We start from the raw sequence: 25,174 nt of genomic DNA on the forward strand, positions 1-25,174 counted from the left end.
TTCCGCAACCGCGCGGATCAGACCAGGCCCGCCTTAGACCAGGCGGGTGCGGACCTCGCCCACGCCCTCGACATAGCCTTCCAGCAGATCGCCGCGCTCCACGGCCGCCACATTCTCGGGCGTGCCGGTCATGATGAGGTCGCCGGGGGCGAGCGCCACGAGTTCGGAAAGATTGGCGATGACCTCGGGCACGGACCAGATCAGCTTGGAGAGGTCGCTCACCTGGCGCTGCTTGCCGTTCACCTTCAGCTCGATCTTGCCCTTGGAGGGGTCGAAGCTGCCGGCGGGCATCAGGGCGCCCATGGGGGCGGAGTGGTCGAAGCCCTTGCCCATGTCCCAGGGGCGACCGGTCTTCTTGGCCTCGTTCTGCAGGTCACGCCGGGTCATGTCGAGGCCCGCGCAATAGCCCCAGACATGCTTCAGCGCATCGGCCACCGCGATGTTGGACCCGCCCGTGCCGATGGCGACCACCAGCTCCATCTCGTGGTGCAGGGACTTGGTCATGGAGGGGTAGGGCATGTCGGCGCCGTTGATCACCACGGCGTCGGCGGGCTTGGTGAAGTAGAAGGGCGGCTCGCGCGTCGGGTCGCTGCCCATCTCAATGGCGTGCTCGGCGTAGTTGCGGCCCACGCAGAAGATGCGGCGCACCGGGAACATGGCGTCGCTGCCCTGGACGGGGATGGCGGCGATGGCGGGCGGGGTGAGGACGTATTGCGGCAAGACGGGGGCTCCCGGACATGACGGTGGGGCGTTGCGCCTTCGGTCTAGAGCGGTTCGCCGCGGTCAGAAACCGGGCCGGGCGCGGATTCGCGGTGTCTCCGGTCACACCTTGCCCGAAAATCATCATTAGGCCGGGCTCGCGGCAATCTTTCCGGCTTGACCCGACTTCGAGTGAAATGAGAAGTTTTGCACGCAAGTATACGGCTTGGCGCCGAAAGCCCCGGTGGCATGCGTAGAACGCAAAAGCGCCCGACCAGGGGGGTGGTCGGGCGCCCGTGCAGTACACTACCGATCGGAGTGGTCGGGCGAGCCGGTAGGGGAAACCGGCGCGTCCACCAGCAGGTTGCCCCGCCAGTTAAGAAAACTTAGCACCATGCTGGGACGAAGCCAACAGGTTTCCACCTGTAGCCCTGCTCACTCCTATTCTGCCGCCTGCAAAACGAAGCGTGCCGCCGCCCTTTCGGCACAGGCGGCGCCGAAGGACGTGAAGATGGCGCGGCTGAATTCGTCGCGTTCCCAGTCATATTCGGGGTGCCACTGCACGCCCCAGGCGAAATTCCGCGCTTCGCGGACACGCACGGCCTCGACCGTGCCATCGGGCGCCCAGCCCACCGCCTCCAGCCGCGGCGCCAGGCGTTGAACCCCCTGGTTGTGGAGCGAGTTGACCGGAACCTCCTGGCGCCCCGCCAGTTCCGCCAGCAGCAGGCCGGGCGCGAGGCGCACCGCATGGGCCTTGCCGGTGCGGACGAGCGGGATCGGCTGGTCGCTCGGCGTCGAATGGTCCATCCGGCGCGGCAGGTCCTGGATGCGCTGGTCGAGGCTGCCGCCCAGCGCCACGTTCAGCTCCTGCATGCCGCGGCAGATGGCCAGCAGCGGCACCCCGGCCTGGATGGCGCCACGGATCAGCGGCAGGGTGGTGGCGTCGCGCTCCTGGTCCTCGGGCGTGCCTTCGGCGTGGGGCGGGCCATCATAATGGCCGGGCCAGACGTTGGAGCGGCTGCCAGTCAGGATCAGCCCGTCGAGTCGCGGCAGGATATCGGCCACCAATCCCTCGCCGCCCGCCGGCACCAGCACCGGCACGCCGCCCACCGGGCCCAGCACCACCCGCACATAGCTGTCAGAGGCCGCGTGGTTCGGCGTGTTGAAGATGCCGAAGGCCTTCACGCAGCAGGAGATGCCGACCAATGCTCGCATCAGGAGAGAAAACCGCGCCCACGCGGCGGTTTCAAGGCATGGGGCCGCCCCGGACGCAATTTTTCAGCGCGCCTGCTCAAGTTCTTCGCGGAATCGGGGGTCGTTGAAGGCAAACTGGAACGGATCGAAGCGTTCGCCCAACCGCATATCGGTCAATGTCACGCGGGTGACGCGGCCCTGCGAGTCCTGGACGGCCCATTGCCGCAGGACCATCGGCGCCTCGTCGAGGACGAGCTGGATGCGGCCCTCCGCCGCGCGGTCGGTGCGGTGCAGGGTGACGCGCACCACGCCGGCGCCGCGCTCCACCGCCTCCACCGTGATGTCGCCCGAGAGCCGCAGCGGGTTCCGCAACAGCAGCCCCAGCGGCGTGGCCGAGAGCGGCACGACGGACGCCTGCCGCAGTTCCTTGTCCCAATGGAAGAACTGCCCGTCGGCGGCGATCAGCAGCGTGGGCTCGGGCGGGTCGTATTCGAAGCGCATCCGGCCGGGCCGCCAGATCATGGCCGTGCCCTCCGCCGAGCCGCCCTGCTGGCTGATCTGCAAAAAGCGCGCTCGCAGCGTGGTCAGGCCGTTGAAATAGCGCTCGACCTCGGCGATGGCCGCGCGATCGGGCGCCTGGGCCAAGGCGGGGGCGATGGCGGGGGTGGCGAGGCCTGGCGCGAGGGCCAGGCCGGTCAGCAGGGTGCGGCGTTGCATACCCCTGTTGTGGGCGCGCGGAGGCCCCGGGGAAAGAGGGGCCCGCGCTACGGCGTGTTACTGCCGGGGGGGCATGCCGGGCGGCGGCAGCGCCGTGCCGCGCGGCATGCGCTCGGCCATGCCCGGGGGAAGCTGGAAGCTCTGGTAGCCCTGCGGCCGCTGGAAACGCGCCGGGTCCTGCGTGCCATAGGCGATGGCGGTGGCCACGATCTGCGAATTGGGCTGGTTCACGGCCTCGGCGCGCAACGTCACGCCATCGGCGGTGAGGCAGACGCGGGCGCTGTCATTGCCCTCGACCACGCGCCAGATGGTGCAGGGCGTGTTGGCCACGCGGTCCGTGCCCTCGCGCGTGAAGCGGGCGTTGGGGCCGGGGGCGAAGCGCCGGGCCTCGGCCTCCTGCGACGGGGGCAGGTCCATGATCATGCGCTGGGCCTGCATGACGACGAAGCCGCCGCCGGCCTCAGGCCCCACCACCATCCAGCCCTGGTTGCCGGGCATGTCCATCCGCATCAGGCCGCGGGCGGCCAGCCAGGACATGCGGACCTCGCCCGCGCCCTGGGGGGCCTGGTAGGTGACGGTGACATCGCGGGTGGGGACGGCCTGCGGGCGGTCCTGCGCCAAGGCGGGGCTGGCGAGAAGCAGCGCCGCCAGGGCGGCTTGCGGCATCAGGCGGGTCATGGGTCGCTCCCTTCGGACTGCGCCCCAGGGTGCGGGAGGGGGCGCCGCCGGGTCAATGCCCGACGGCGCCCCCGGTTTCAGAAGACGAGGGGTTTCAGATGGCGACGGGTTTCAGAACGCCATGGACAGGCTGCCATAGGCGCGCGCGCCGCAGACATCCTGCCCGCCCGTGGCCGTGGGAAAGCAGCGGCCCGTCGAGATCGAGGACTGGTAGTAGGCCACCGTCGCCGTCACCGTGCCCACGTTGGGGATCACGAAGGGCCGGCTGAGGCCGATGGACCACCAGGCGTAGTCGGGCGCGGCGAAGACCGCGTTGCGCTCGATCCATTGGTGACCGACGCGGCCCGCCACCGTCACGTCCCAGATGCCGGTGGCGTAGTCCACGCCGCCCTGCAGGTGGAAAGCCTGGCCCGAGGTGCCGAAGAAATCCGGCGAGGCATGGAAGGCGGCGGAGAGGGTCACGGGACCGATCTCCCGCTTCGCCATGATGTAGCCTTCCCAGAAGTCGAGCCGCGCGATGCCGCCGGCCGGCGCGGTGTAGCCAGGGTAGAGGTAGCCGATCACGCCCACGTCGAACTTCGTGTCGAAGGCGGTGAAGCGGAAGCCGCCATAGACATCCACCTCCTGCCGCGCGTCGGTGCCGAGGAAGCGGACATTGGAGATGAAGGTGCCGACATAGAGGCCGGAGGAATGCTCGATCTCGGCGCCGGCCTGGTAGGCCATGCGCGAGCGCGTCTGGCTCAGGCCGCGGAAGAGGTAGTCGCTGGCGAAGGTGCCGGTGACCGTGGCGGTGAGACCCGTTTCGCCGAGCTGGATCTGGGCCTGCGCGGGCGCGGCGGCGGAGACGGCGCCGGCCGCGAAGAGGGCCAGGAGAAGCTTTCGCATGGAGTTTGCCTTTCGCCGGGCATGTGTCGCTACAACGCAACAATCAGGCACGACGTTCGGCAACAAAACAAGCAAACGGAACCCCAAGTAGGGTAAAATTCTGCTCATGCATGGAAAATGCCCACGAAGCAGGCACAAAGATTGAGCAGATTGCCGCGCTTAGACCTTGAGGTCGAGCAGCGAGCCGCGCGGCCCCGGCTTCACGGGCTGGGGCGGCACGGCCTCCAGCCGTCGCTCGGCCACCGGCTCGGGGCGGGCGGCGCGCTCGGCGGCCGCGGTTTCGGGCGGTCGCGTCCCCTGCGGGGCCAGCGCCGGGCGGTTGCGAACGACCTCCTGGGTGAAGGCCGCGAGGGAGTTGGTGGTGATCATGCGCGCCACTGTCCACCGAAGCCGTGAAGATCCGGTTAATGGGCGGGGCGCTTGATGGCCCCCAAGGCCGGCGATGAGGCGATTGATCCGCATGGACGCAGCTTGCCGCGCCCACGCGTTAACCTTCTAGCAACTTATAGCTGTAGTGTTGATAAAATCTTAACGGGTCTCAAGCGCCGCAACGCCCGGCAGGGTCTTGCCCTCCAGCCATTCCAGGAAGGCGCCGCCGGCGGCGGAGACATAGCTCATCCGCTCGTTCACGCCGGCGTGGCGCAGCGCCGAGACGGTGTCGCCGCCGCCGCCCACGCTGCGCAGCGTGCCCGCCTCGGTCAGCCGCGCGGCTTCCTGCGCCACGGCCACCGTCGCCGCGTCGAAGGGGGCGATTTCAAAGGCGCCGAAGGGGCCGTTCCAGACCAGGGTGCGCGCGGTGGCGAGCTTGGCCTTCACCGCTTCCACCGTGGCGGGGCCCACATCCAGCGCCATCATCCCCTCGGGCACATCGTCCAGACCCACCACGCGGTTGGGCGAATGGGCGGCGAAGCCCTCGGCCACCACGAGGTCGAGCGGCAGCATGATCTCGCAGCCGGCGGCCTTGGCCTGTTCCAGGATGGAGCGCGCGGTGTCGTGCATCTCCGCCTCCTGCAAGGATTTGCCCACGCCATGGCCCTGCGCGGCCAGGAAGGTGTTGGCCATGGCGCCGCCGATCACCAGCACGTCCACGCGGCGGCTCATGTTGCCCAGCAGGTCGAGCTTGGTGCTCACCTTGGCGCCGCCGACAATGGCCAGCACGGGGCGCTGCGGGTTGCCGAGCGCGGCGTCCAGCGCCTCCAGCTCCGCCTGCATCAGGCGGCCGGCATAGGCGGGGAGGAGCTTCGCCACGCCCTCGGTGCTGGAATGGGCGCGGTGGGCGGCGCTGAAGGCGTCGTTCACATAGGCGTCGGCCAGCTTGGCCATGCCGGCGGCCAGCGCCGGGTCGTTCTTCTCCTCACCGGCATGGTAGCGGGTGTTTTCCAGCAGGAGGATGTCGCCGTCCTTCAGCCCGGCGGCGGCGGCCTCGGCCTCGGCGCCGATGCAGTCGTCCACGAAGCCGACCTCGCGGCCCAGCGTGGTGGCCAGCGCCGCCTGCATGGGCTTGAGCGACATCTCGGGCACGCGCTTGCCCTTCGGCCGGTCGAAGTGGGAGCAGATGATGACGCGCCCGCCCTTCTCCGCCAGTTCGCGGATGGTGGGCGCCAGACGCTCGATCCGCGTCATGTCGGTGATGCGGCCATCCTTGACCGGCAGGTTCAGGTCGGCGCGCAGCAGGATGCGCTTGCCGCGCGGGTCGAGGGCATCGAGGGTGCGAAAGGACATCACCAGCTCCACAGAACAAGAACAGCGCGCCAACGAAGCATCCGGCCGCAAAGCGGCCGGCGCCGCCCACTCAACCGCGCGGCCGGCGCACCAGCCGCGCGGCGTAGCCAAGCGCGCGGAGCGCGCGCCCGGCGCTTGAGGGCAGTTAAAGCTTACCGAACAAGGCCGCCGTGTCGCTCATGCGGTTCGAGAAGCCCCACTCATTGTCGTACCAGCCCATGACGCGGACCATGCCGCCATTGTCCAGGCTCTGCGTCTGGGTGGCGTCGAAGGTGCAGGAGTGCGGGTTGGTGTTGAAGTCCACCGAGACCAGCTGCTCCGTCTCATAGGCCAAGATGCCCTTCAGCGGGCCCATGGCCGCCTCGTGCATGGCCTGGTTTACCTGCTCCTTCGTCACGCCGGACTTGGAGAGGTTCACGTCCAGCGACACCATGGAGACGTTGGGCGTCGGCACGCGGATGGCGGTGCCGTCCAGCTTGCCCGCCAGTTCCGGCAGAACGAGGCCCACGGCCTTGGCCGCACCCGTGCTGGTCGGGATCATGGAGACGGCGGCCGCACGGGCGCGGCGCAGGTCCTTGTGCAGCGTGTCCACCGTGTTCTGGTCGCCGGTGTAGGCGTGGATGGTCACCATGTAGCCGCGCAGCACGCCGAACTTCTCGTGCAGCACATGCACCATGGGCGCCAGGCAGTTGGTGGTGCAGGACGCGTTGGACACGATGGTCATGTCCTTGGTCAGCGTCTTGTGGTTCACGCCATAGACGATGGTGGCGTCGGCGTCCTCGCCCGGCGCCGAGATCAGCACCTTGCGGGCACCGGCCTGGATCAGCGCGCCGGCCTTGGCCTTGCTGGTGAAGATGCCGGTGCATTCCAGCGCCACGTCCACGCCCTGGAAGGGCACCGCGGCCGGGTCGCGCTGCGCGGACACCTTGATGGGGCCATAGGTGCGGCCATTGCGCTTGATCAGGATGCTGTCGCCCGCGACATGCACCTCGCCGTCGAAGCGGCCATGCACGCTGTCATACTTGAACAGGTGGGCATTGGCCTCGACCGAGCCGAGGTCGTTGATGGCCACGCATTCCACATCCGTCCGCCCGCTCTCGACCATGGCGCGCAGGACCAGGCGGCCGATACGACCGAACCCGTTGATGGCAACCTTCACCGGCATGCGATGCACTCCCTCTCTCGAATTATGACAGCAGCTTGCGGGCCGCGGCGACCACCGCGGCCGGCGTGATCCCGAAATGGGCGTAGAGCTGGTCGGCCGGGGCCGAGGCACCGAAACCCGTCATCCCCACGAAGGCCGAATTCGCCCCCAGCCAGCGATCCCAGCCGAAGGACAGCGCGGCCTCGATGCCGATGCGCGGCGCGGTGCCCAGCACCTGCTCCTGATACCCAACGTCCTGGAGGGCAAAGAGTTCCCAGCAGGGCATGGACACCACGGCGGCCTTGATGCCGGCCTCGGCCAGTTGCGCGCGGGCCTCGATCGCGAGGCTCACCTCGCTGCCGGTGGCGATCAGCGTCACGTCGCGCGCGCCCTCGGCCTCGGCCAGCACATAGGCGCCGCGGGCGCAGCGGTTCTCGCCGGCGTCGTCGCGCAGGGCGGGCAGGTTCTGGCGGGAGAGTGCCAGCACCGAAGGCCCATCCGCGCGGCGCACCGCCATGTCCCAGCATTCCGCCGTCTCCATGGCATCGGCCGGGCGGAAGACATGCAGGTTCGGGATGGCGCGCAGCGAGGCCAGCGTCTCGACCGGCTGGTGCGTCGGGCCGTCCTCGCCCAGGCCGATGCTGTCATGCGTCAGCACATGGATGACGCGCTGGTGCATCAGCGCCGCCAGCCGCAGCGCCGGGCGCAGATAGTCGGCGAAGACCAGGAAGGTGCCGGAATAAGGGATGACGCCGCCGTGCAGCGCCATGCCGTTCATGGCCGACGCCATGCCGTGCTCGCGCACGCCCCAATGGATGTAGCGGCCGGCGAAGTCCCCTGGGCGCACCGCCGGGATGCCCTTCACATCGGTGTTGTTCGAGCCCGTGAGGTCCGCGCTGCCGCCCACCATCTCGGGAATGGCCGGCACCAGCGCGCCCAGCGCCCGCTGCGAGGCCACGCGCGTGGCGATCTTGGGCTTCTCCGCCGCATGCTGGGCGCGCAGCGCGGTCAGCGCCTCGTTCCAGTTGTCGGGCAGCTTGCCGGCCATGGCGCGCTCGAAATCCGCGCGCATCGGGTGCTTGGCCAGGCGCTTCAGCCAGGAACGGCGGGTGCCGGCGGAGCGGCGCCCGGCCTCTTCCCAGCGCGCCTTCAACCCCTCGGGCACGGTGAAGGGCTCGGCATTCCAGCCCAGCGCGGACTTGGCGGCGGCGATCTCGTCACCACCCAGCGGCGCGCCATGGCTGCCCGCCGTGCCGGCCTTCTTGGGCGCGGCGAAGCCGATGATGGTGCGGCAGGCGATGATGGTGGGCTTGCTGCTGCGCGTGGCCGCGGCCATGGCGGCGGTCAGCTGCGCGTGGTCATGCCCGTCCACCCGCTTCACCGCCCAGCCATAGGCCTGGAAGCGCTTCAGCACGTCCTCGCTGAAGGACAGCGCGGTGTCGCCGTCAATGGAGATGTGGTTGTCGTCCCACAGCAGGGTCAGCTTGGACAGGCCCAGATGCCCCGCCAGCGCCAGGGCCTCGTGGCTGATGCCCTCCTGCAGGTCGCCATCCGAGCAGATGGCCCAGGTGCGGTGGTCCACCAGCGACTTGCCGAAGCGCGCGGCCAGCATGCGCTCGGCCAGCGCCATGCCCACCGCGTTGCACACGCCCTGGCCGAGCGGGCCGGTGGTGGTCTCGATGGCCGGGTGTTCGCCGAATTCCGGGTGGCCGGCGGCGGGGGAGTGGAGCTGGCGGAAGCGCTGCAGCACCTCCATCTCCATGCCCGCATGGCCGGTCAGATGCAGCAGCGAATACAGCAGCATGGAGCCATGGCCGGCGGACAGCACGAAGCGGTCCCGGTCGGCCCAGCGGGGGTCGGCCGCATCGTATTTCAGGAACTTGGTGAAGAGCACCGTGGCGGCATCGGCCATGCCCATGGGCATGCCGGGGTGGCCGGACTTGGCCTTCTCCACCGCGTCCATGGCAAGGACGCGTATGGCGTCGGCCATCCGGCGCTCCTCCGTCACGGGCTGGGCCAGGATGGCCGCCTGGGCCGCGAGGGCGAGATTGGGGGCGGTGGGATCGACGATGCTGGCCAAGGTTCGGGCTGCTCTTCAGTTTGCGGGGTTCTAGAGGGGGTGGGCGGGGTGGGCAAGTTCAGCCCGGATCACAAGAATCCAACAGGGTCCACATCCACCTGCACCCGCACATTGGCCGGCACGTCCACCCGCCCCAGCCAGTCGCGCAGGATGGGCTGCACCCGCACCCCGCGCGGCGCCTTCAACAGCAGGCGGTGGCGGTGGCGGCCCCGCAGCAGGGCAAGCGGCGCCGGGGCCGGGCCCAGCACCTGCACCCCCTCGCCCTCGGGCGCGGCCAGCCCCAGGTCGCGCGCCGCGCGTTCCGCCGCCCGCGCATCCTCAGAACTCACGATCAGCGCGGCCAGGCGGCCGAAGGGCGGCCAATGGCCGGGGGCGCGCTGGGCGGCCTCGGCGTCCAGGAAGCCCGGCAGGTCATCGGCCATCAGCGCGGCCATGACGGGGTGGTCGGGCGCGAAGCTTTGCAGCAGCACACGGCCTTGCGCCGCCTCGCGCCCCGCCCGCCCGGCCACCTGGTGCAGCAGCTGCATGGTGCGCTCCGCCGCGCGCAAATCCCCGCCGCCCAGGCCGAGATCGGCGTCCACCACCCCCACCAGGGTCAGATGCGGGAAGTGCCAGCCCTTGGCCACGATCTGCGTGCCGATGATGAGGTCCACCTCCCGCGCCTCGATCTGCCTTGCGGCCTCGGCGGCGGCGGCGGGGCCGGGGATGGTGTCGCTGGCCATGACCAGGCGGCGGGCCTCGGGGAACAGCTCCGCCACCTCCTCCTGGATGCGCTCCACCCCCGGACCGATGGGCACCAGGGAATGCTCCGCGCCGCATTCCGGGCAGGCGGGCGGCGTGGGCGCCGTGTGGCCGCAATGGTGGCAGAGCAGGCGGCGTTGCGCCCGGTGCTCCACCAGCCAGGCGGTGCAGTTGGGGCATTGCATCCGGTGGCCGCAGGTGCGGCAGAGCGTGAGCGGCGCATAGCCCCGGCGGTTGAGGAACAGCATGGCCTGTTCGCCGCGCGCCAGGGTCTCGGTGATGGCCGCGACCAAGGGCGGGGCCAGGAAACGGCCGCGCTCGGGCGGGGTCACGCGGAGGTCCAACGCGCGGATCTCGGGCAGGCTCGCCCCGCCATGGCGCTGCGGGAGGGCAAGGCGCGCGTAGCGGCCATCCTTGGCGTTGGTGACACTCTCCAGGCTCGGCGTGGCACTGACCAGCACGCAGGCGGCCTGTTCGAGGCGCGCGCGCACCACCGCCATGTCGCGGGCGTGGTAGATCACGCCCTCCTCCTGCTTGAAGGCGGTCTCGTGCTCCTCGTCCACCACGATCAGGCCGAGGTCGGGGAACGGCAGGAACAGCGCCGAACGTGCCCCCACCAGCACGGGCGCCGTGCCCTCCGCCACCGCGCGCCAGGTCACCCGCCGCGTGCGCGAGGTCAGTTCCGAATGCCACAGCGCGGGCGGCGCGCCGAAACGACGTTCGAACCGCGTGAGCCATTGGGTGGAGAGCGCGATTTCCGGCAGCAGCACCAGCGCCTGCCGCCCCTGCCTGAGGCATTCGGCCACGGCATCGAGATAGACCTCGGTCTTGCCGGAACCCGTCACCCCCTCCAGCAACGTCACGCCGAAGGCGTGCGCCGCCACGCCGCGCACCAGGGCTTCGGCGGCGCGGGACTGGGCCTCGGCCAGGACGGGCGGCGCGTGGCCCGGGTCGGGGCGGGGGAAGGCGGCCTGGCGCGGCATGCTGGCGGGCCGGATCAGCCCCACCGAGGCGAGGCCCCGCACCACCCCGGGCGAGACGCCCGCCCGCCGACTGATTTCCGTGCCCGGCAGGGTGGCCGTGCCCAGTGCCTCCAGCGCGCGGGCGCGGTCGGGGGTGATGCGGGCGCCCTCGGGGCGTGGCTGCACGGCGCGCCAGCCGGCCACCGCCGCCGGCTCATCCAGCGCGGAGGGGGCGGCCATGGCCATCCGCAGCACCGCCCCGGCCGGGGAAAGCGTATAGGCCGCCACCCAATCCACGAATTCCCGCAGGGGCTTGTGCATGGGAGGCGCGGGCTTGAGCGCGATCACGTCGCGCAGACGGCCCTCGGCCACGCCGCCCTCCGGCGCATCCTCCCACACCACGCCCAGCGTGGTGCGGCCGCCCAGCGGCACCTCGACGAAGCTGCCCGGCCCCGCGGGCACGTCGGCGGGCAGCCAATAGTCATAGGCCTCGGCGAGCGGCAGCGGGAGCAGGACGCGTATGCGCCTTCCGGCCTTTCTTGGGGGTGCTGCCATGGGGTATTCCCTGGGCACCGGCCCGCCCCGGGTCAAGCCCGCCGCCTCTTTGGGATATGCAACAATGAAGTTCTTCGTGGACACCGCCGACGTCACGGACATCCGGGCCCTGGCCGGTTCCGGCCTGCTGGATGGCGTCACCACCAACCCCAGCCTCATCGCCAAGTCCGGCCGCAAGATGAGCGAGGTGATCGCCGAGATCTGCGACATCGTGGAAGGCCCGGTCAGCGCCGAGGTGACGGCCACCGACCACGAGACCATGCTGGCCGAGGGCCGCTACCTGCGCTCCATCGCCTCCAATGTGTGCGTGAAGGTGCCGCTGACGGAAGCGGGGCTTCGCACCTGCAAGGTGCTGTCGGACGAGGGCACGCCGGTCAACGTCACGCTCTGCTTCTCGGCCAACCAGGCGCTGCTGGCCGCCAAGGCGGGGGCCAGCTTCATCTCGCCCTTCGTGGGCCGCCTCGATGACATCGGCCAGGACGGCATGGGGCTGATCGCGGACGTGGTGCAGATCTACCGCAACTACGCCTTCAAGACCGAGGTGCTGGTCGCCTCCATCCGGCACCCGGTGCATGTGCTGCAATCCGCGAAGCTCGGCGCCCACGTGGGCACCATGCCGCCCAGCGTGATCCGCGCCCTGTTCAAGCACCCGCTGACGGACAAGGGGCTGGAGGCCTTCCTGGCCGATTGGGCGAAGACGGGGCAGACCATTATTTGACGCCCTCAAGCGCCGGGCGGAGGTTTTTTGTGCCCTCAAACGCCGGGCACCGGCTCCGCCGGCTTGGCTTCCGCGCCGCGCGCTGTTCCGCCCGGCCCGGCGGTTGGGCTGGGCGCGCCGGCCGCCTTGCGGCCGGTGGGTGGGAAAGGGGCGCTTCTCCTGTTGGGCGCTGGACTGCGGCGCCCCTGATCGCGGGGTTTCCCTGACTCCGCCGCCCCGTGCCATCATCGCGCCATGACCGCCGCCCGCAAATCCGCCGCCGAGGAGGCCGCCTTCGTCGAGGCCTATCTGCGCGCCCATCCCGGCTTCCTCGCCGCGCGGCCAGGCCTCTACGCCGTCCTCACACCCCCCCGCCGCGTGCATGGCGAGGTGCTGGCCGACCACATGGCGGCGATGATCCAGGCCGGGCGGGCCGAATGGCGCCAGGTGCTGGCCGCCGGGCGCACCGGGCGCAGCTTTGCCGCCAAGGTGGCCGAGGCCGTCCTCGCCCTCATCGCCGCCACTGACCCGCGCGACTGCGTCCGCCATGAATGGCCCGCCCTGCTGGGCGTCGAGCACGCCACCCTTCTGCCCCGCCCCGCCCCCGCGCCGCTCACCCTGCGCGACCTGGCCCGCGCCGACCCCGCCTGGCATGGCGAGGCCGCGCCGCTGATCCGCCGCGAGGCGCTGCTGCGGGTGGGCGAGGCCACGCTGGTCCTTGGTGCCCGCGCCGCCGAGGACCTGCCCAACGAGCCCGAATCCCTCGACGTGCTGGCCCGCGCCCTGCACGCCACCCTGCACCGCGCATGACGGGCGAGGCCGCGCGCCAGGCTTGGCTCGACTGGCTGGCCCAGGAACGCCGCGCCAGCCCCCACACGGTCGAGGCCTATGGGCGCGATGTGCGTGACCTGCTGGAATTCCTGACGCGCCATCTGGGCGCAACCCCCGACCTCGCGGCGCTGTCGGCGCTGCGGCTGGCGGATTTGCGCGGCTTCCTTGCCGCCCGCGCGGCCGAGGGGGCCTCCAACGCCACCCGTGCCCGGCAACTGGCCGCCATCCGCGGTTTCCTGCGCTTCCTCTCGCGACGCGAGGGCAAGGCGCCTGTCGCGGTGGCCGGGCTGCGCGGCCCGCGCCGCAAGCCGCCCTTGCCCCGCGCCCTCTCGCCGGCGGATGCGCGCGAATTCGGCACCGGCATCGCCGCCATCCGCATGACCGAGGCCACGCCCCGCCCGCAATGGCAGGCGGCGCGGGATGCGGCGCTGTTCACCCTGCTCTATGGCAGCGGGCTTCGCATTTCCGAGGCGCTGGGCCTTGATGTGCGCGACGCCCCCCTGCCGGGAAGCGAGACGGCGCTTCGCATCATGGGCAAGGGCGGCAAGGCGCGCATCGTCCCCGTGCTGCCCGTGGTGCGTGAGGCCATCGCCGCCTGGCTGGCGCAGCGGCCGGGCGCGGAGCCGGATGAACCCCTCTTCCTCGGCGTGCGGGGTGAGCGGCTGGATGCCGCCGTGGCGCAGAAATCCATGCGCGACTATCGCCGCCTCGCCGGCATCCCGGAACACGCCACGCCGCACGCGCTGCGGCACTCCTTCGCCACCCATCTGCTGGCGGGCGGGGCGGATTTGCGCTCCATCCAGGAATTGCTGGGCCATGCCAGCCTTTCCACCACCCAGCGCTATACCGCCGTGGACACGGAGGGGCTTCTCGCCACCTGGCGCATGGCCCATCCCCGCGCCGATCGTTGAAAGGCTTCCCGCTTGCGTATCGCCACCTGGAACATCAACAGCGTGCGGCTGCGCTGGCCGCTGCTGAAGGCGCTGGACGCCGCGCTGGCGCCGGACGTGCTCTGCCTGCAGGAGACCAAATGCCCCGATGAATTCTTCCCCCGCGCGGAGATCGAGGCGCTGGGCTTCCCCCACATCGCGGCCAAGGGGATGAAGGGCTACAATGGCGTGGCCATCCTCTCGCGCGTGCCGATGCAGGTCATCGAGGACGCGCCCGACTGGTGCGCGCGCGGCGATTGCCGGCACCTGGTGGCATTGCTCGACGCGCCGGGCGGGCCCATCGAGCTGCATGACTTCTACGTCCCCGCCGGCGGCGACATTCCCGACCGCGAGGCCAATCCGAAATTCGCGCACAAGCTGGACTTCGTGGCGGAAGCGACGGCCTGGACCGCGACCCGCGCGCCCACCCGTCGCCGCGTGCTGGTGGGTGATTTGAACATCGCGCCGCTGGAACATGATGTCTGGTCGCACAAGCAACTGCTCGACGTGGTGAGCCACACGCCCATCGAGGTGGACGCCATGGCGCGCTGGATGGAACAGGGCCAGTGGCACGACGCCGTGCGCCACTTCGTGCCAGCCAGTGAGAAGCTGTACTCCTGGTGGAGCTACCGCGCGCGCGACTGGGCGGCGGCCGACCGCGGGCGGCGGCTGGACCACATCTGGGTCAGCGATGATCTGCGCGGCAAGCTCCAGCGGCAGCACATCCTGCGCGAGGCGCGCGGCTGGGAAAAAGCCAGCGACCATGTGCCGGTGATGGTGGAACTGGCGAAGTGACGCGCCGCTACCCCTTCGTCACGCTCGACGTCTTCACCACCACGCGCTTCGGCGGCAATCCGCTGGCCGTCTTCCCCGATGCGCGCGGGCTTTCCGACGCCGAGATGCTGGCGCTGGCGCGCGAGTTCAATCTCAGCGAGACCACCTTCGTCCTGCCGCCCGAGGACCCCGCGAACACCGCCCGCGTGCGCATCTTCAGCCGCGCGGGCGAGATGCCCTTCGCCGGCCACCCCAATGTGGGCACGGGCGTAGCGCTGGCCGCGCGCGCCGTGGACGGGCTGCTGCGCTTCGAGGAGATCGCGGGGCTGGTCGAGGTGCGCGTGGCGGGCGACAGCGCCGAGATCACGGCGCCGCAGCCCCTGGCGTTGGGCCAAGAGATGGATGCCGCGCTGCTGGCCGGCTGCGTGGGCATCGCCCCCGCCGACGTGATCACCGAAGGCCACGCCCCCGTCATCGCCGCCTGCGGCAATTTCTTCATCATCGCGCAGGTGACGGAGGCGGCGCTCGCCCAGGCGCGCCCGGACCCCGCCGCCTTCGCCGCCGCCGCGCAGGCTTTCCCGCATCTGGGCGCGCGGGGCCTGCCCCTCTACCTCTATGCCGTGACGGGTGCGGAGACGCTGCGCGCGCGCATGTTCGCGCCCCTGACCGGCACGATGGAAGATGCCGCCACCGGCAGCGCCGCCGCACCGCTCGCCGCGCTGCGCCTTTCCCTCACCGACGACGCCTCGGCGCGCTTCGACATCACCCAGGGCGTCGAGATGGGCCGGCCCTCGCTGATGCGGACCACGGCGCGGCGCGATGGCAGCGCGATCCATGCCACCGTCGGCGGCGCCTGCGTGCCCGTGCTGCGGGGCGAGGCCCTGCTGTAGCGCGGCGCAGCATATTTCTGGACATGTCGGCCCCGCGCTCGTCATGCTCCGGACCCAGACCCGTAACGGGCATGGGAGACTGAGAGATGCAAAGACGTTCCTTCCTGGCGGGGGCCGCGGCCGCCGCCGCCGCGCCCTCCATCGTGCAGGCGCAGGCCAACCGCGTGCTCAAGGTGGTGCCGCACGCGAACCTGACCGTGATGGACCCGGTCTGGACCACCGCCTACATCACCCGCAACCACGGCTTCGCGGTGTGGGACACGCTGTACGGCCTGGATGACGAGTACAAGCCGCAGCCGCAGATGGTCGAGGGCCACACCGTCGAGAATGACGGCAAGCTCTGGACCTTCACGCTGCGCGAGGGCCTGCGCTTCCACAACAACGAGCCCGTCCGCGCGCAGGACTGCATCGCCTCGCTGGAACGCTGGGGCAAGCGCGACGCCATGGGCACGCGCCTCGCCGCGCTGACGGAGGAGATGCGCGCGCTGGACGACCGGCGCTTCACCATCCGCCTCAGCCGGCCCTTCGGGCTGATGCTGGACGCGCTGGCCAAGCCCACCTCCAACGCGCCCTTCATCATGCCGGCCAGCATCGCGGCCACCGATGCCTTCACGCAAATCCGCCCCGACCAGGTGATCGGCTCCGGCCCCTTCACCTTCAACGCGCGCGAGCTGATCTCGGGCAGCCGCGTGGTCTATGAGAAATTCGCGGGCTACCGGCCGCGCGCGAACGGCACGCCCTCCGGCACGGCCGGCCCCAAGGTCGTGCATTTCGACCGTGTCGAGTGGCACATCATCCCCGACTTCGCCACGGCCGCGAACGCCATGGTCTCGGGCGAGATGGACTGGTGGGAGGTGGCGACGCCGGACCTCGCCCCCATGCTGCGGCGGAACCGCAACGTGAACGTGACGGTGCCGGACCCGCTGGGCTCCATCGCCGTCATGCGGCCCAACCATTTGCACGCGCCGATGAACAACCCGAAATTCCGCCAGGCGCTGCTGCGTGCCGTCAGCCAGACGGATTTCATGACGGCCTTCATGGGCAGCGACCCGCAGGGCTTCAAATCCGGCGTGGGCGCCTTCACCCCCGGCACGCCGCTCGCCAGCGATGCGGGGCTGGAGGTCTTCGAAAACAACATCGAGACCGCCCGCCGCATGATCCGCGAGAGCGGCTACAATGGCGAACGCATCGTGCTGCTCGGCACCACCGACATCGCGAGCCTGGCCGCCTGGTCGCAGGTGGCGGCCGACATGTTCCGCCGCCTCCAGGTCAACATTGACTTCCAATCCATGGACTGGGGCACGGTGGTGCAGCGCCGCGCGCAGCAGACGCCGCCCGATGCCGGCGGCTGGAGCGCCTTCTGCACCAACTGGGGCGGGCTCGATCACCTCAACCCCGCCGGCCACCTCATGCTGCGCGGCCAGGGGCGGCAGGGCTTCATCGGCTGGCCCGAGAGCGCCCGCCTGGAAAGCCTGCGCGAAGCCTGGTTCGAGGCGCCCGACCTGCCGGCCCAGCAGCGCATCGCCGCCGACCTGCAGCGGCAGATGTTCGAGGACGTGCCCTACATCCCGCTCGGCCAGTTCTTCCAGCCGCTGGCGCATCGCCGCAACCTGACGGGCGTGATGCAGCCCGGCGGCATCCCGGTGTTCTGGAACGTGCGCCGGACCTGACGGGAGGGGACGTTTCGTCTACAACCTCCGCGCGCACAGTCAGCGGAGGGTGTGATGGAACTGGTGTATATCCTGGGCGGCGTCCTGGTGCTGGTCGCCGCCTATGTCATCGTCACCTACAACCGGCTCGTCGGCCTGCGCATCCGCGTGCGCGAGGCGTGGTCGGACATCCAGGTGCAGATGAAGCGCCGCTACGACCTGATCCCCAATCTGGTCGAGACGGTGCGCGGCTATGCGGGGCATGAGCGTGAGACGCTGGAGAAGGTGGTGCGCGCCCGCGGCGAGGCCATGTCCAACCAGGGCAGCCCCGAGGCCCAGGCGCGCAGCGAGAACGCGCTGCAATCCACCCTGAAATCCCTGTTCGCGCTGAGCGAGGCCTATCCCGAGCTGAAGGCCGACGCGAATTTCCGCCAGCTCCAGCAGGAGCTGACGGAGACGGAGAACCGCATCAAGATGTCGCGCCGCTTCTACAACGGCACGGCGCGCGAGCTGAACGTCTCGGTGGAGCAGTTCCCCTCCAACGTCGTGGCCAAATCCTTCGGCTTCGCGGCCTCGGAGTTCTTCACGCTGGACGAGGCCGAAGCCGAAGCCGCCTCCCGCCCCGTCCCCGTCTCCTTCCGTTAAGTGGTGGGCCGCTAAGTGGGTGGGCCGCTGATGCGCTGGCTGCTGGCGCTTCTCCTCTGGCTCACGGCCGGGGCCGCGCTCGCGCAACAGGTCGAGGTCACGCGGGACTTCTCCGCGCGCATCGAGATCCAGGCCGATGGCGCCCTCATCGTCACGGAGGAGATCGAGGTGCTGGCGCTGGGCCAGGCCATCCGCCGCGGCATCTACCGCGACTATGACCTGCGCCCCATTGATCCCGCCGGCCTCTTCCGCGCCGGGTTCCAGGTGCTGGAGGCCACCCGCAACGGCGAGCCGGAGACCTTCCGCACCGAACGCATCGGCGGCGGCGTGCGCGTCTATCTCGGCCGGGCGGACGCGGTGCTGACGCATGGCGTCCACCGCTACCGCCTGCGCTTCCGCATGGAGAACGAGGTCCGCGCCTTCGAGGGTTTCGACGAGGTCTATTGGAACGTGAACGGCACGGGCTGGGCCTTCCCCGTGCTGCGCCTCTCGGCCGAGGTGGTGCTGCCGCAGGGCGCCACCGCCACGCGCCAATCCGCCTATACCGGCCGCGCGCGGGAGCGCGGGAGCGATGCGCGCATCACCAACCCCGGCGACGGGCGCATCGAGTTCCGCACCACGCGGCCGCTCGCGGCGGGCGAGAACCTCACCATCGCCGTGGGCTTCCCCCAGGGTTTCGTCACCCATGACGCGCGGCACGGGGCGCTGCACTGGCTGATGAACCGCTCCCCGCTGGAGGTGGGCGGCGTCGTGCTGGCGCTGCTGCTGGCCTATTACGGCTTCGTCTGGCATCGGGTGGGGCGCGACCCGCGCGGCGGTCCCATCATTCCCGTCTACCAGCCCAGCCTGCCGCCGGCCGCCATGCGCTTCATCGAGCGCATGGGCTTCGACGCGCAATGCCTGTCCGCCGCGGTGATCAGCCTCGCGGTGAAGGGGCACCTCACCATCAGCGAGGACGCTTCGCGCCAGATCATCCTGACGCGCGCCGTGCCGCCCCCCGGCGCGCCCGCGCCCTCCGCCGGCGAGGCCGTGTTGCTGCAGCAATTGCTGGGCGGCCGCCAGATGATCGTGCTGGCGCAGGGCAACCATTCGGCGCTCTCCACCGCGCGCTCGGCGCTGCGGCGGCATCTGGACGCCACCTTCAACCGCGTCTTCTTCCGGCGGAATACGGGCTGGAAAGTGCTGGGCGTGCTCATCACGCTGCTGGGTTGGGCGGCCATGGCGCTGACCCATCCGCATGTGCTGGAGGTGGCGCCCTTCGTCCTGATGGTGGGCGCCTTCTCGGGGGCGGCGCTGCACGTGCCGCTTCGGCTGGTCCGGGATGTCCGGCAATGGCGCGCGGGGATCGGCCTCCGCGAGGCCGTCGGGATGGTGATGGCCGCGGTGTCCTCGCTGGTCATCATCGGGTTCACCCTGTTCGGCATCTTCTTCGCGGTCGAAGTCATGGGCTGGGAGATGGTGGCCGGCACCATAGCCCTCGTCGCCGTGAACGTGATCTTCCACCATTTGCTGAAGGCGCCGACCCCCACCGGCCGCGAGGCGCTGGACGAGATCGAGGGCATGCGCCTCTACCTCACCGTGGCCGAGGCCGAGCGCCTGCGCTTCCACAATCCGCCCGACCGCACGCCCGAGCATTTCGAGGCGCTGCTGCCCTATGCCGTGGCGCTGGGCGTGGAGACGGCCTGGACGCGGCAGTTCAGCGACGTGCTGGCCCGCGCCGCGACCTCGCCCGAGGGCTACCAGCCGCGCTGGTATCGGGGTGGGCGCTACCGGGGGTCGGGGCTGTCGGGCCTCGGCAGCGCGCTGGCCAGCTCCTATGGCTCGGCCGCGCGCTCGCCTTCCAGCAGCGGCTCGGGCGGGGGCGGGCGTTCGGGTGGCGGCGGGGGCAGCCGGGGCGGCGGCGGGTGGTGACGCGCCGCGCCATGGCACGGCGTGCTTGACCGGGCGGGCATGGCCTCGCCATGTTGGACCCCATGCTCCTGCTCATCGACAACTACGACAGCTTCACCTTCAACCTCTACCACTTCCTGGGCGACCTGGGGGTGGAGGCGGTGGTGCGGCGCAATGACGCGCTGACGGTGCAGGATGTCTTCGCCATGCGGCCCGATGCGGTGGTGCTCTCGCCCGGCCCCTGCACGCCCAACGAGGCCGGCATCTGCCTGCCGCTCATCGCCGCCGCCGCCGAGGCGAAGCTGCCCCTGATGGGCGTCTGCCTCGGCCACCAGGCCATCGGCCAGGCCTTCGGCGGCGAGGTGATCCGCGCGCCTGAGCCCGTGCATGGGAAGGTGTGGGAGGTGGAGCATGAGGGCCAGGACCTCTTCGCCGGCCTGCCCTCGCCGCTGCGCGCCACGCGCTATCACTCGCTGGTGGTGAAGCGGGAGACGCTCCCCGCCGACCTCGTCATCACGGCCGAGACGGCGGACGGGCTCATCATGGGCCTCGCCCACCGGGAGCTGCCCATCCATGGCGTGCAGTTCCACCCGGAGAGCATCGCCTCCGAGCACGGCCACGGCATCCTGAAGAATTTTCTCGACCGGGCGCGCGTGCCAGCCTGATCACGGCTCCGGGGGGGCGCCCTCGGCGAAGAGGGCGCGGATGCGGGCCACCTGCGCCTCATCCCAGCCCAGTTCCCGCACCGGGTCGAAGACCTCGCGGTCGGGCGTGTGCAGGATGTAGGCCATGGCCTCGTTGGCCATCATCTCCTCCTGCGCGGTGTCATAGCCCTCGCGGCCCAGGAAGGCGCGGATAGCGGCGCGCTCCTGCTCCGTCATGCCACGGTGCCAGACGGTCATCACATGGGCGGCGAACATGGGCAGGGTGAAGAACTGCCCATGCGCGAGTTCATGCCGCAGGATGGCGGCGCGCAGCGCGGGCGTGACCTCGGGCCCCAGGCCGGGAACGGTCAGGATGGCGGCATCCCGCCCGGGGGCAAGGGACCGCACCAGCGCCACCTGTTCGCGCAGCCATTCCTCCTGCGGGTTCAGCGCGATGCCGTCCCGTTCGGCCAGCGCGAACATCCGCGCCAGGTCCGAGGCGCGGTAATTGTGCCCGAAATAATAGTCGTCGGGCGTGTTCCGGTCGGCGGCGATGGCGGCGGCCAGGGCGGTGTCGTCCAGCACGCGGTCGCGCGGGGTGCGGGCCTTCTCGATCAGGGCGGCGGCGCGGTTCATCGCCGCCCCCTGGCTGGCCAGGTCCGGGAAATCCAGCACGAAGACCAGCGGGTTGGCGTCCCAGCGGAACAGGGTGGGCCGGGTGGCCACATGGGCGGCGATCTCGGCATGGCCGCGGCTCGGCGGCGCTAAAAGGGGGGGCGCCAAAAGGGGAGGCGCCAAGAGGGGAGGCGCCAAGGCAGCAGGCGCCTGAGGAGCAGGCGCCGGCGGTGAGGGCGCCACGGCCGGGGGCGGCGCCAGCACCATGGGGGGCTGCGACTGCGGCGCCATGACAGGTGGCGCGACGGCCAGCGGCGCCTCCGGCGGCGGCCCCTCGCGCGGCCACCACCACAGCGCGGCCCCACCCGCGGCCAGGACCACAAGGCCCAGGGCCGCCAGAATCGGCCCCGCCAGGGCTGGCCCGCGACGCGGCGGCGTGGCCTTTGACGCTGGAACCGCGCCCGGCCGGGCCAGCCGCACGGTGGCGTCATCATCCATCGTGCCCTGCACTCCCTTCCAGCGGGGGCCGCCCGACCCCTGCCGCACTCTACCCGCCCAGGTTGACGATCTGCACGCGTCGGTTGCGGGGTTCGGGGAAATTGTCGGGCGTCGGGATCAGCAGGCGGCTTTCGCCCATGCCCTGCGCCAAAAGGCGCTGCGGGGCGATGCCGAACTTCTCGATCAGGTGCTCGCGCACCGCCAGCGCGCGGCGTTCGCTGAGCATCTGGTTCATCTGGGCATCGCCCTCGGTGTCGGTGTGGCCTTCCACGCGGAAGCGGAAGGGCCGCAGCTCCTCGCGATTCAACGCGCGGCCCAGTGCCGCCAGGGCGTCGGCGGCCTGGGGCGTGATGCGCGCGGACCCGGTGGGGAAGAAGACGGTCAGGTTGACCGAGGGGGGTTCCTCCTCCCCAGGGGCCTTGCCGGCCTCGCCCTGGGGCGCGGCCGGGGCGCCGCCCGTGGTGCCCTCATTGCCCGGGCGGCCAGGCACGCGGATGCCCCGCGTCAGCCTTTCGATGATCTGGCGTTCCTCGGCATCGGGCCCGGCCGCGGGCGGCGCGGCGGCCGGTGGAGCAGGGATCGCGGGCGGCTGGGCCAGCGCGGCGAAGGGCAGCCATGCGCCACAAACCAGCAGCGCGGCGCGGAGGAAGGTGGGCATCATGGCCTCCTACAATTGCCGGGCGGCTGATTCACGGCTTCGGCGATTCCACCGAAGCCGATCAGACGCCAGCGTTTCCGGCCGGAAGCGTAGAGCGCCAAGGCGGGCAGGTGGAAGCGAAAGCGCAACGGCGGGTCAGGCGGGGAGGATGCCGAAGCGCCGCCAGAGGGGCAGCGCCTCGGCCAGCCGTTCGCGGATGCGCGAGAGCGCCGCCAGCCGCGCCCCGCCGCCCAGCCCAGGCTGGAACTGCGCCAGCAGCGCCTCCGGGTGGGCCGCGTCGCCGCCCGCCAGCAGCGCGCCCACCAAGGCGAGGTCCAGCGCCCCTGCCGGCACCCCTCCAGCGGCGACGGGCGAGGCCAGGGCGAAATGCCCCCTGCCCTCGCCCCCCGGCGCGTGGAATGCGGCGGCGGCGCGATTGAAGCGCGTGGCGGCGGGCGCGGTCGCGGGCGGGCGAAAGACGGGCAGGCAAAGGCCCGTGTCCACCAACAGCGCCAGCAATTCCGCCGGCTGGGGGCGCAGAGCCTCCGGCACCGCGGCGCGCAGCGCGCCCAGCCGCGCCGGCCCCTCGGCCAGCAGCGCCGCGATGGGCGCCCAGGCGGCCTCGGGCAGCGCAGCCCTTCCCTCGGCGGTGCGGAGCGCGGGTGAGGTGGCGGGCGGCGCCTGCCAGGCGGCCAGCGGCAGCGCGTCCATGGCGGCGTCCGGGTCCTGCCGGCGCCGGCCGCGCACGAAGAGATCGGCGCGGAAGGGGCGCGGCAGCAGCAGGTCCTTGGCGAATTCCATCCCCTCCAGCGGCGCCAGGGCGGCGCGCTGCGCGGGCGTGCCGGCCAGGGCCGGCAGGGCCTCGGCCAGGTTGCAGCTGCCCAGGAATTCCAGCCGGGCCGGGGCCAGGGCGGCGGCGAGGTCCTCGTGAAAGACGGGGCGCCAATGCGGCGTCAGGAATTCATGGGCGACGAAGCCGGGTTCCAGCACGCAGGGCTCGGCCAGCAGGCGCTCCAGCATCGGGGTGCGCGGCAGGTTCAGGCCGCCGGATTCGGCCAGGGCGCGCAGACGGGCCATGGCATGGAGGGCGGCCTCGGCGCTGGCCTCGCCGCCCGCCAGGTGCCGCAGCAGGCGTTGCAGCCCCGCCTCCGCCCCGGCCGCCGGCATCGCGTTGGTGCCGACATAGACGAGCCCGCCCGGCTTCAGCCGCCGCGCGAGGAAGCGCACCACCCCCGCCCGCACCGCGTCCGACACCCAGCCCCAGAGGCCATGCGCCATGACCACGTCGCATTCGGGCAGCTGGTCCAGCTCGGCGCCGTCCAGCGCGGCGAGGTCCAGCTCCAGGAAGTTCGCGTTGGCGAGGCCCGCGCGGGCGGCGAGTTGCCGCGCCTCCGCGATGGCGGCCGCATCGTGGTCGAGGCCGAACACCGTCCAGCCCGGATTGGCTGCGGCCAGCACCTGCGCCACATGCCCGCGCCCGCAGCCGAGGTCCACCACCACCATCCGCTCGCGCGGGGTCCAGGGGTGACCCGCCATGGCGGCGACCAGCGCGAAATGCGCCGGGGTCTGCTGGGCCTGGAAGGCGATGGAATAGGCGGCGCCCATCAGCCCGGCAGCAGGCCCAGGCCGCGCCAGACGGGAATGCGCTCGGCCTGGATGCGGCCGATGAGCGTCGCCGCCTCCGCCCGGCCTTCTTCGTCCAGATGGGGCAGCAGCCGCGCGGCCAGGGTCTCGGGCGGGGCGTCCAGGATGTCGGGCTGCACGGCCAGCGCCATTTCCAGCCAGGCGCAGGGCAGCCCACCCGCGATGGCGGAGGAGGCCAGGGCGAACTGCCCCTCCCGGTCCCCGCTGGCCAGCGTCGCGGCGAAGAGGGCGCGGTTGAAGCGCTGCGTCTCCTCCGTCACCTGCGGCTCGCGCAGCACGGGCACCACCAGGCCGGTGCCCTGCAGCACGGCCAGCAGCTCGGCCGGGTTGGGGCGGCGTTCCTCGGGCAGATGGCGCAGGCGATGCAGGCTTTGCGGCCCCTCGCGCAGGGCGGCGGCGATGGGTTGCCACATGGCGGGCGCGAGTTCCGCCTCGCCCACCGGGACGGAGAGCTTGGGGCTGTCCTCCGGCAGGGCGCGGCAGGCGGCGATGACCAGGCGGTCCAGCGCCTCCACATGGTCGGTGCGGCGCAGCCCGCGGATGAAGACATCCCGCCGGAAGGCGCGCGGCAGGCAGAGGTCCTTGATGAATTCCCGCGCCGGGCCGGGCGGCATGCCCTCATAGGTGGCGCGCTGCGCGGCATCGAGCTGCAGGTCCGGCATGTTCTCGTGCAGCGTGGCGCTGCCCACGAATTCCAGCTTCGCGGGGGCCAGCGCCGCGCAGACATCCTCATGGAAGGCCGGGCGCCAATGCGAGGTCAGGAATTCATGCGCGAGATAGGCGGTGTCCAGCCGCTGCTCCTTGTCCAGCAGGTAGCGCAGCATGGGCGTGGAGGGGAGCTGGGCGGGGTTGGTGGCGGCCAGCGCCCGCACCTGTTCCAGCGCCGCCTCCACCCGCGCGCGGGAGGAGCCGCGCGCCTGCCCCGCCAGGTGCATGAACAGGCGCTGCAAGGCCGCATCCGCGCCGAAGGCCGGCTGGACGTTGTAGCCGATGTAGCACAGCCCGCCCGGCTTCAGCCGCCGCGCCAGCAGCCGCACGATGCCAGCCCGCACCGCATCGGCCACCCAGGTCCAGACGCCATGGATGGTGACGATGTCGAATTCCGGCAGCCGGTCCATCTCGGCATCGGTCATCTCGGCCAGGTCGGCCTCGCAGAAGCCGGCATTGGCGCTGCCGGCGGCATCGGCCAGCTCCTGCGCCTCGGCGATGTGGGCCGGGTTGTAGTCCAGCCCCAGCACATGCCAGCCCGGATTGGCGGCCGCCAGCACATTGACCGTCAGCCCCCGCCCGCAGCCGATATCCAGCATGGCCATGCGCGGCTGGGGCGCCCAGACCACGCCCGCCATGGCGCAGACCATGGCGAGGTGCCCCGGCGCCTGCGCGGGCTGGTAGGAGAAGGTGTAGGGGCTGTCGGCGACGTAGCCGTGGCTCCAGACGGTCATGCGGGGGGCATC

At 71.3% G+C, this 25,174-nt stretch carries 23 protein-coding genes; 9 read left to right on the forward strand and 14 right to left on the reverse strand.

Translation table 11 applies throughout. The annotated features are described in order from the left end of the window. Positions 1 to 33: 33 nt before the first annotated feature. From GGQ83_RS01420 to GGQ83_RS01465, 10 genes are all read right to left on the reverse strand, one after another. Positions 34 to 720: a fumarylacetoacetate hydrolase family protein gene (locus tag GGQ83_RS01420; RefSeq protein ID WP_184381809.1), complete on the reverse strand. Its 687-nt coding sequence runs from the start codon at positions 718 to 720 to the stop codon at positions 34 to 36. Positions 721 to 1,140: 420 nt separating this feature from the next. Next, positions 1,141 to 1,914, reverse strand: coding sequence for a gamma-glutamyl-gamma-aminobutyrate hydrolase family protein (locus GGQ83_RS01425; protein ID WP_184381810.1), 774 nt, complete (start codon positions 1,912 to 1,914; stop codon positions 1,141 to 1,143). 63 nt (positions 1,915 to 1,977) lie between these two features. Further along, positions 1,978 to 2,610 carry a LolA family protein gene (locus GGQ83_RS01430; protein WP_184381811.1) on the reverse strand — a complete coding sequence of 211 codons (633 nt, stop codon included), beginning with the start codon at positions 2,608 to 2,610 and terminating at the stop codon, positions 1,978 to 1,980. Positions 2,611 to 2,667: 57 nt separating this feature from the next. Then, entirely contained in the window at positions 2,668 to 3,276 is a 609-nt protein-coding gene (locus tag GGQ83_RS01435; protein WP_184381812.1) for a hypothetical protein, read from the reverse strand. Between the two features lie 123 nt (positions 3,277 to 3,399). Further along, entirely contained in the window at positions 3,400 to 4,173 is a 774-nt protein-coding gene (locus GGQ83_RS01440; protein ID WP_184381813.1) for a TorF family putative porin, read from the reverse strand. A 159-nt stretch (positions 4,174 to 4,332) separates the two neighbouring features. Further along, on the reverse strand, positions 4,333 to 4,542 hold the full coding sequence (locus tag GGQ83_RS01445; protein WP_184381814.1) for a hypothetical protein: 210 nt from the start codon (positions 4,540 to 4,542) through the stop codon (positions 4,333 to 4,335). Positions 4,543 to 4,701: 159 nt separating this feature from the next. After that, positions 4,702 to 5,895, reverse strand: coding sequence for a phosphoglycerate kinase (locus GGQ83_RS01450; protein ID WP_184381815.1), 1,194 nt, complete (start codon positions 5,893 to 5,895; stop codon positions 4,702 to 4,704). A 145-nt stretch (positions 5,896 to 6,040) separates the two neighbouring features. Then, a complete protein-coding gene (gene gap / locus GGQ83_RS01455) occupies positions 6,041 to 7,060 on the reverse strand; it encodes a type I glyceraldehyde-3-phosphate dehydrogenase (RefSeq protein ID WP_184381816.1) in 1,020 nt (339 codons plus the stop codon). 22 nt (positions 7,061 to 7,082) lie between these two features. Beyond that, positions 7,083 to 9,029 (reverse strand): transketolase, encoded by a 1,947-nt coding sequence (gene tkt / locus GGQ83_RS01460; protein ID WP_221223437.1) that lies wholly within the window; start codon positions 9,027 to 9,029, stop codon positions 7,083 to 7,085. A 158-nt stretch (positions 9,030 to 9,187) separates the two neighbouring features. After that, positions 9,188 to 11,377, reverse strand: coding sequence for a primosomal protein N' (locus GGQ83_RS01465; RefSeq protein WP_184381818.1), 2,190 nt, complete (start codon positions 11,375 to 11,377; stop codon positions 9,188 to 9,190). Between the two features lie 64 nt (positions 11,378 to 11,441). On the opposite strand from GGQ83_RS01465, the gene fsa reads away from it, so the two are divergent. From fsa to GGQ83_RS01510, 9 genes are all read left to right on the forward strand, one after another. Beyond that, on the forward strand, positions 11,442 to 12,095 hold the full coding sequence (fsa, locus tag GGQ83_RS01470) for a fructose-6-phosphate aldolase (protein WP_184381819.1): 654 nt from the start codon (positions 11,442 to 11,444) through the stop codon (positions 12,093 to 12,095). 234 nt (positions 12,096 to 12,329) lie between these two features. Beyond that, a complete protein-coding gene (locus tag GGQ83_RS01475; protein ID WP_184381820.1) occupies positions 12,330 to 12,884 on the forward strand; it encodes a hypothetical protein in 555 nt (184 codons plus the stop codon). Continuing rightward, entirely contained in the window at positions 12,881 to 13,816 is a 936-nt protein-coding gene (locus GGQ83_RS01480) for a tyrosine recombinase XerC (protein ID WP_184381821.1), read from the forward strand. The genes GGQ83_RS01475 and GGQ83_RS01480 overlap by 4 nt, the downstream gene beginning before the upstream one ends. A gap of 12 nt (positions 13,817 to 13,828) precedes the next feature. After that, positions 13,829 to 14,629, forward strand: coding sequence for an exodeoxyribonuclease III (locus GGQ83_RS01485; RefSeq protein ID WP_184381822.1), 801 nt, complete (start codon positions 13,829 to 13,831; stop codon positions 14,627 to 14,629). Continuing rightward, positions 14,626 to 15,498, forward strand: a complete 873-nt coding sequence (locus GGQ83_RS01490; protein ID WP_184381823.1) for a PhzF family phenazine biosynthesis protein — start codon at positions 14,626 to 14,628, stop codon at positions 15,496 to 15,498. Before GGQ83_RS01485 ends, GGQ83_RS01490 begins: the two co-directional genes overlap by 4 nt. An 86-nt stretch (positions 15,499 to 15,584) precedes the next feature. Then, positions 15,585 to 17,168, forward strand: coding sequence for an ABC transporter substrate-binding protein (locus tag GGQ83_RS01495; protein ID WP_184381824.1), 1,584 nt, complete (start codon positions 15,585 to 15,587; stop codon positions 17,166 to 17,168). Between the two features lie 54 nt (positions 17,169 to 17,222). After that, positions 17,223 to 17,792, forward strand: a complete 570-nt coding sequence (locus tag GGQ83_RS01500; protein ID WP_184381825.1) for a LemA family protein — start codon at positions 17,223 to 17,225, stop codon at positions 17,790 to 17,792. Between the two features lie 30 nt (positions 17,793 to 17,822). Continuing rightward, positions 17,823 to 19,703 carry a DUF2207 domain-containing protein gene (locus GGQ83_RS01505; RefSeq protein ID WP_184381826.1) on the forward strand — a complete coding sequence of 627 codons (1,881 nt, stop codon included), beginning with the start codon at positions 17,823 to 17,825 and terminating at the stop codon, positions 19,701 to 19,703. 62 nt (positions 19,704 to 19,765) lie between these two features. Continuing rightward, positions 19,766 to 20,347 carry an anthranilate synthase component II gene (locus GGQ83_RS01510; RefSeq protein WP_184381827.1) on the forward strand — a complete coding sequence of 194 codons (582 nt, stop codon included), beginning with the start codon at positions 19,766 to 19,768 and terminating at the stop codon, positions 20,345 to 20,347. Here GGQ83_RS01510 and GGQ83_RS01515 read toward each other — a convergent pair whose 3' ends face one another. From GGQ83_RS01515 to GGQ83_RS01530, 4 genes are all read right to left on the reverse strand, one after another. Next, positions 20,348 to 21,109 carry a hypothetical protein gene (locus GGQ83_RS01515; protein WP_184381828.1) on the reverse strand — a complete coding sequence of 254 codons (762 nt, stop codon included), beginning with the start codon at positions 21,107 to 21,109 and terminating at the stop codon, positions 20,348 to 20,350. 379 nt (positions 21,110 to 21,488) lie between these two features. Then, positions 21,489 to 22,097 carry an OmpA family protein gene (locus GGQ83_RS01520; RefSeq protein WP_184381829.1) on the reverse strand — a complete coding sequence of 203 codons (609 nt, stop codon included), beginning with the start codon at positions 22,095 to 22,097 and terminating at the stop codon, positions 21,489 to 21,491. 135 nt (positions 22,098 to 22,232) lie between these two features. Beyond that, complete coding sequence (locus GGQ83_RS01525) at positions 22,233 to 23,681, reverse strand: class I SAM-dependent methyltransferase (RefSeq protein WP_184381830.1); 1,449 nt, start codon at positions 23,679 to 23,681, stop codon at positions 22,233 to 22,235. After that, positions 23,681 to 25,162 (reverse strand): class I SAM-dependent methyltransferase, encoded by a 1,482-nt coding sequence (locus GGQ83_RS01530; RefSeq protein ID WP_184381831.1) that lies wholly within the window; start codon positions 25,160 to 25,162, stop codon positions 23,681 to 23,683. The genes GGQ83_RS01525 and GGQ83_RS01530 overlap by 1 nt, the downstream gene beginning before the upstream one ends. Between the last annotated feature and the right edge of the window lie 12 nt (positions 25,163 to 25,174).

The sequence above is a fragment of the Roseococcus suduntuyensis genome (assembly GCF_014196305.1).
Taxonomy (GTDB): domain Bacteria; phylum Pseudomonadota; class Alphaproteobacteria; order Acetobacterales; family Acetobacteraceae; genus Roseococcus; species Roseococcus suduntuyensis.

Excerpts from the sequence above, each read along its gene's own strand:
- GGQ83_RS01510 (WP_184381827.1), top strand. The coding sequence starts at position 19,766 with ATGCTCCTGCTCATCGACAACTACGACAGCTTCACCTTCAACCTCTAC.
- GGQ83_RS01440 (WP_184381813.1), bottom strand. The coding sequence starts at position 4,173 with ATGCGAAAGCTTCTCCTGGCCCTCTTCGCGGCCGGCGCCGTCTCCGCC.
- GGQ83_RS01450 (WP_184381815.1), bottom strand. The coding sequence starts at position 5,895 with ATGTCCTTTCGCACCCTCGATGCCCTCGACCCGCGCGGCAAGCGCATC.
- gap (WP_184381816.1), bottom strand. The coding sequence starts at position 7,060 with ATGCCGGTGAAGGTTGCCATCAACGGGTTCGGTCGTATCGGCCGCCTG.
- tkt (WP_221223437.1), bottom strand. The coding sequence starts at position 9,029 with ATGGCCGACGCCATACGCGTCCTTGCCATGGACGCGGTGGAGAAGGCC.
- GGQ83_RS01430 (WP_184381811.1), bottom strand. The coding sequence starts at position 2,610 with ATGCAACGCCGCACCCTGCTGACCGGCCTGGCCCTCGCGCCAGGCCTC.
- GGQ83_RS01465 (WP_184381818.1), bottom strand. The coding sequence starts at position 11,377 with ATGGCAGCACCCCCAAGAAAGGCCGGAAGGCGCATACGCGTCCTGCTC.
- GGQ83_RS01480 (WP_184381821.1), top strand. The coding sequence starts at position 12,881 with ATGACGGGCGAGGCCGCGCGCCAGGCTTGGCTCGACTGGCTGGCCCAG.
- GGQ83_RS01505 (WP_184381826.1), top strand. The coding sequence starts at position 17,823 with ATGCGCTGGCTGCTGGCGCTTCTCCTCTGGCTCACGGCCGGGGCCGCG.
- GGQ83_RS01530 (WP_184381831.1), bottom strand. The coding sequence starts at position 25,162 with ATGACCGTCTGGAGCCACGGCTACGTCGCCGACAGCCCCTACACCTTC.
- GGQ83_RS01500 (WP_184381825.1), top strand. The coding sequence starts at position 17,223 with ATGGAACTGGTGTATATCCTGGGCGGCGTCCTGGTGCTGGTCGCCGCC.
- GGQ83_RS01520 (WP_184381829.1), bottom strand. The coding sequence starts at position 22,097 with ATGCCCACCTTCCTCCGCGCCGCGCTGCTGGTTTGTGGCGCATGGCTG.
- GGQ83_RS01435 (WP_184381812.1), bottom strand. The coding sequence starts at position 3,276 with ATGCCGCAAGCCGCCCTGGCGGCGCTGCTTCTCGCCAGCCCCGCCTTG.
- GGQ83_RS01475 (WP_184381820.1), top strand. The coding sequence starts at position 12,330 with ATGACCGCCGCCCGCAAATCCGCCGCCGAGGAGGCCGCCTTCGTCGAG.
- GGQ83_RS01525 (WP_184381830.1), bottom strand. The coding sequence starts at position 23,681 with ATGGGCGCCGCCTATTCCATCGCCTTCCAGGCCCAGCAGACCCCGGCG.
- GGQ83_RS01495 (WP_184381824.1), top strand. The coding sequence starts at position 15,585 with ATGCAAAGACGTTCCTTCCTGGCGGGGGCCGCGGCCGCCGCCGCCGCG.
- fsa (WP_184381819.1), top strand. The coding sequence starts at position 11,442 with ATGAAGTTCTTCGTGGACACCGCCGACGTCACGGACATCCGGGCCCTG.
- GGQ83_RS01445 (WP_184381814.1), bottom strand. The coding sequence starts at position 4,542 with ATGATCACCACCAACTCCCTCGCGGCCTTCACCCAGGAGGTCGTTCGC.
- GGQ83_RS01425 (WP_184381810.1), bottom strand. The coding sequence starts at position 1,914 with ATGCGAGCATTGGTCGGCATCTCCTGCTGCGTGAAGGCCTTCGGCATC.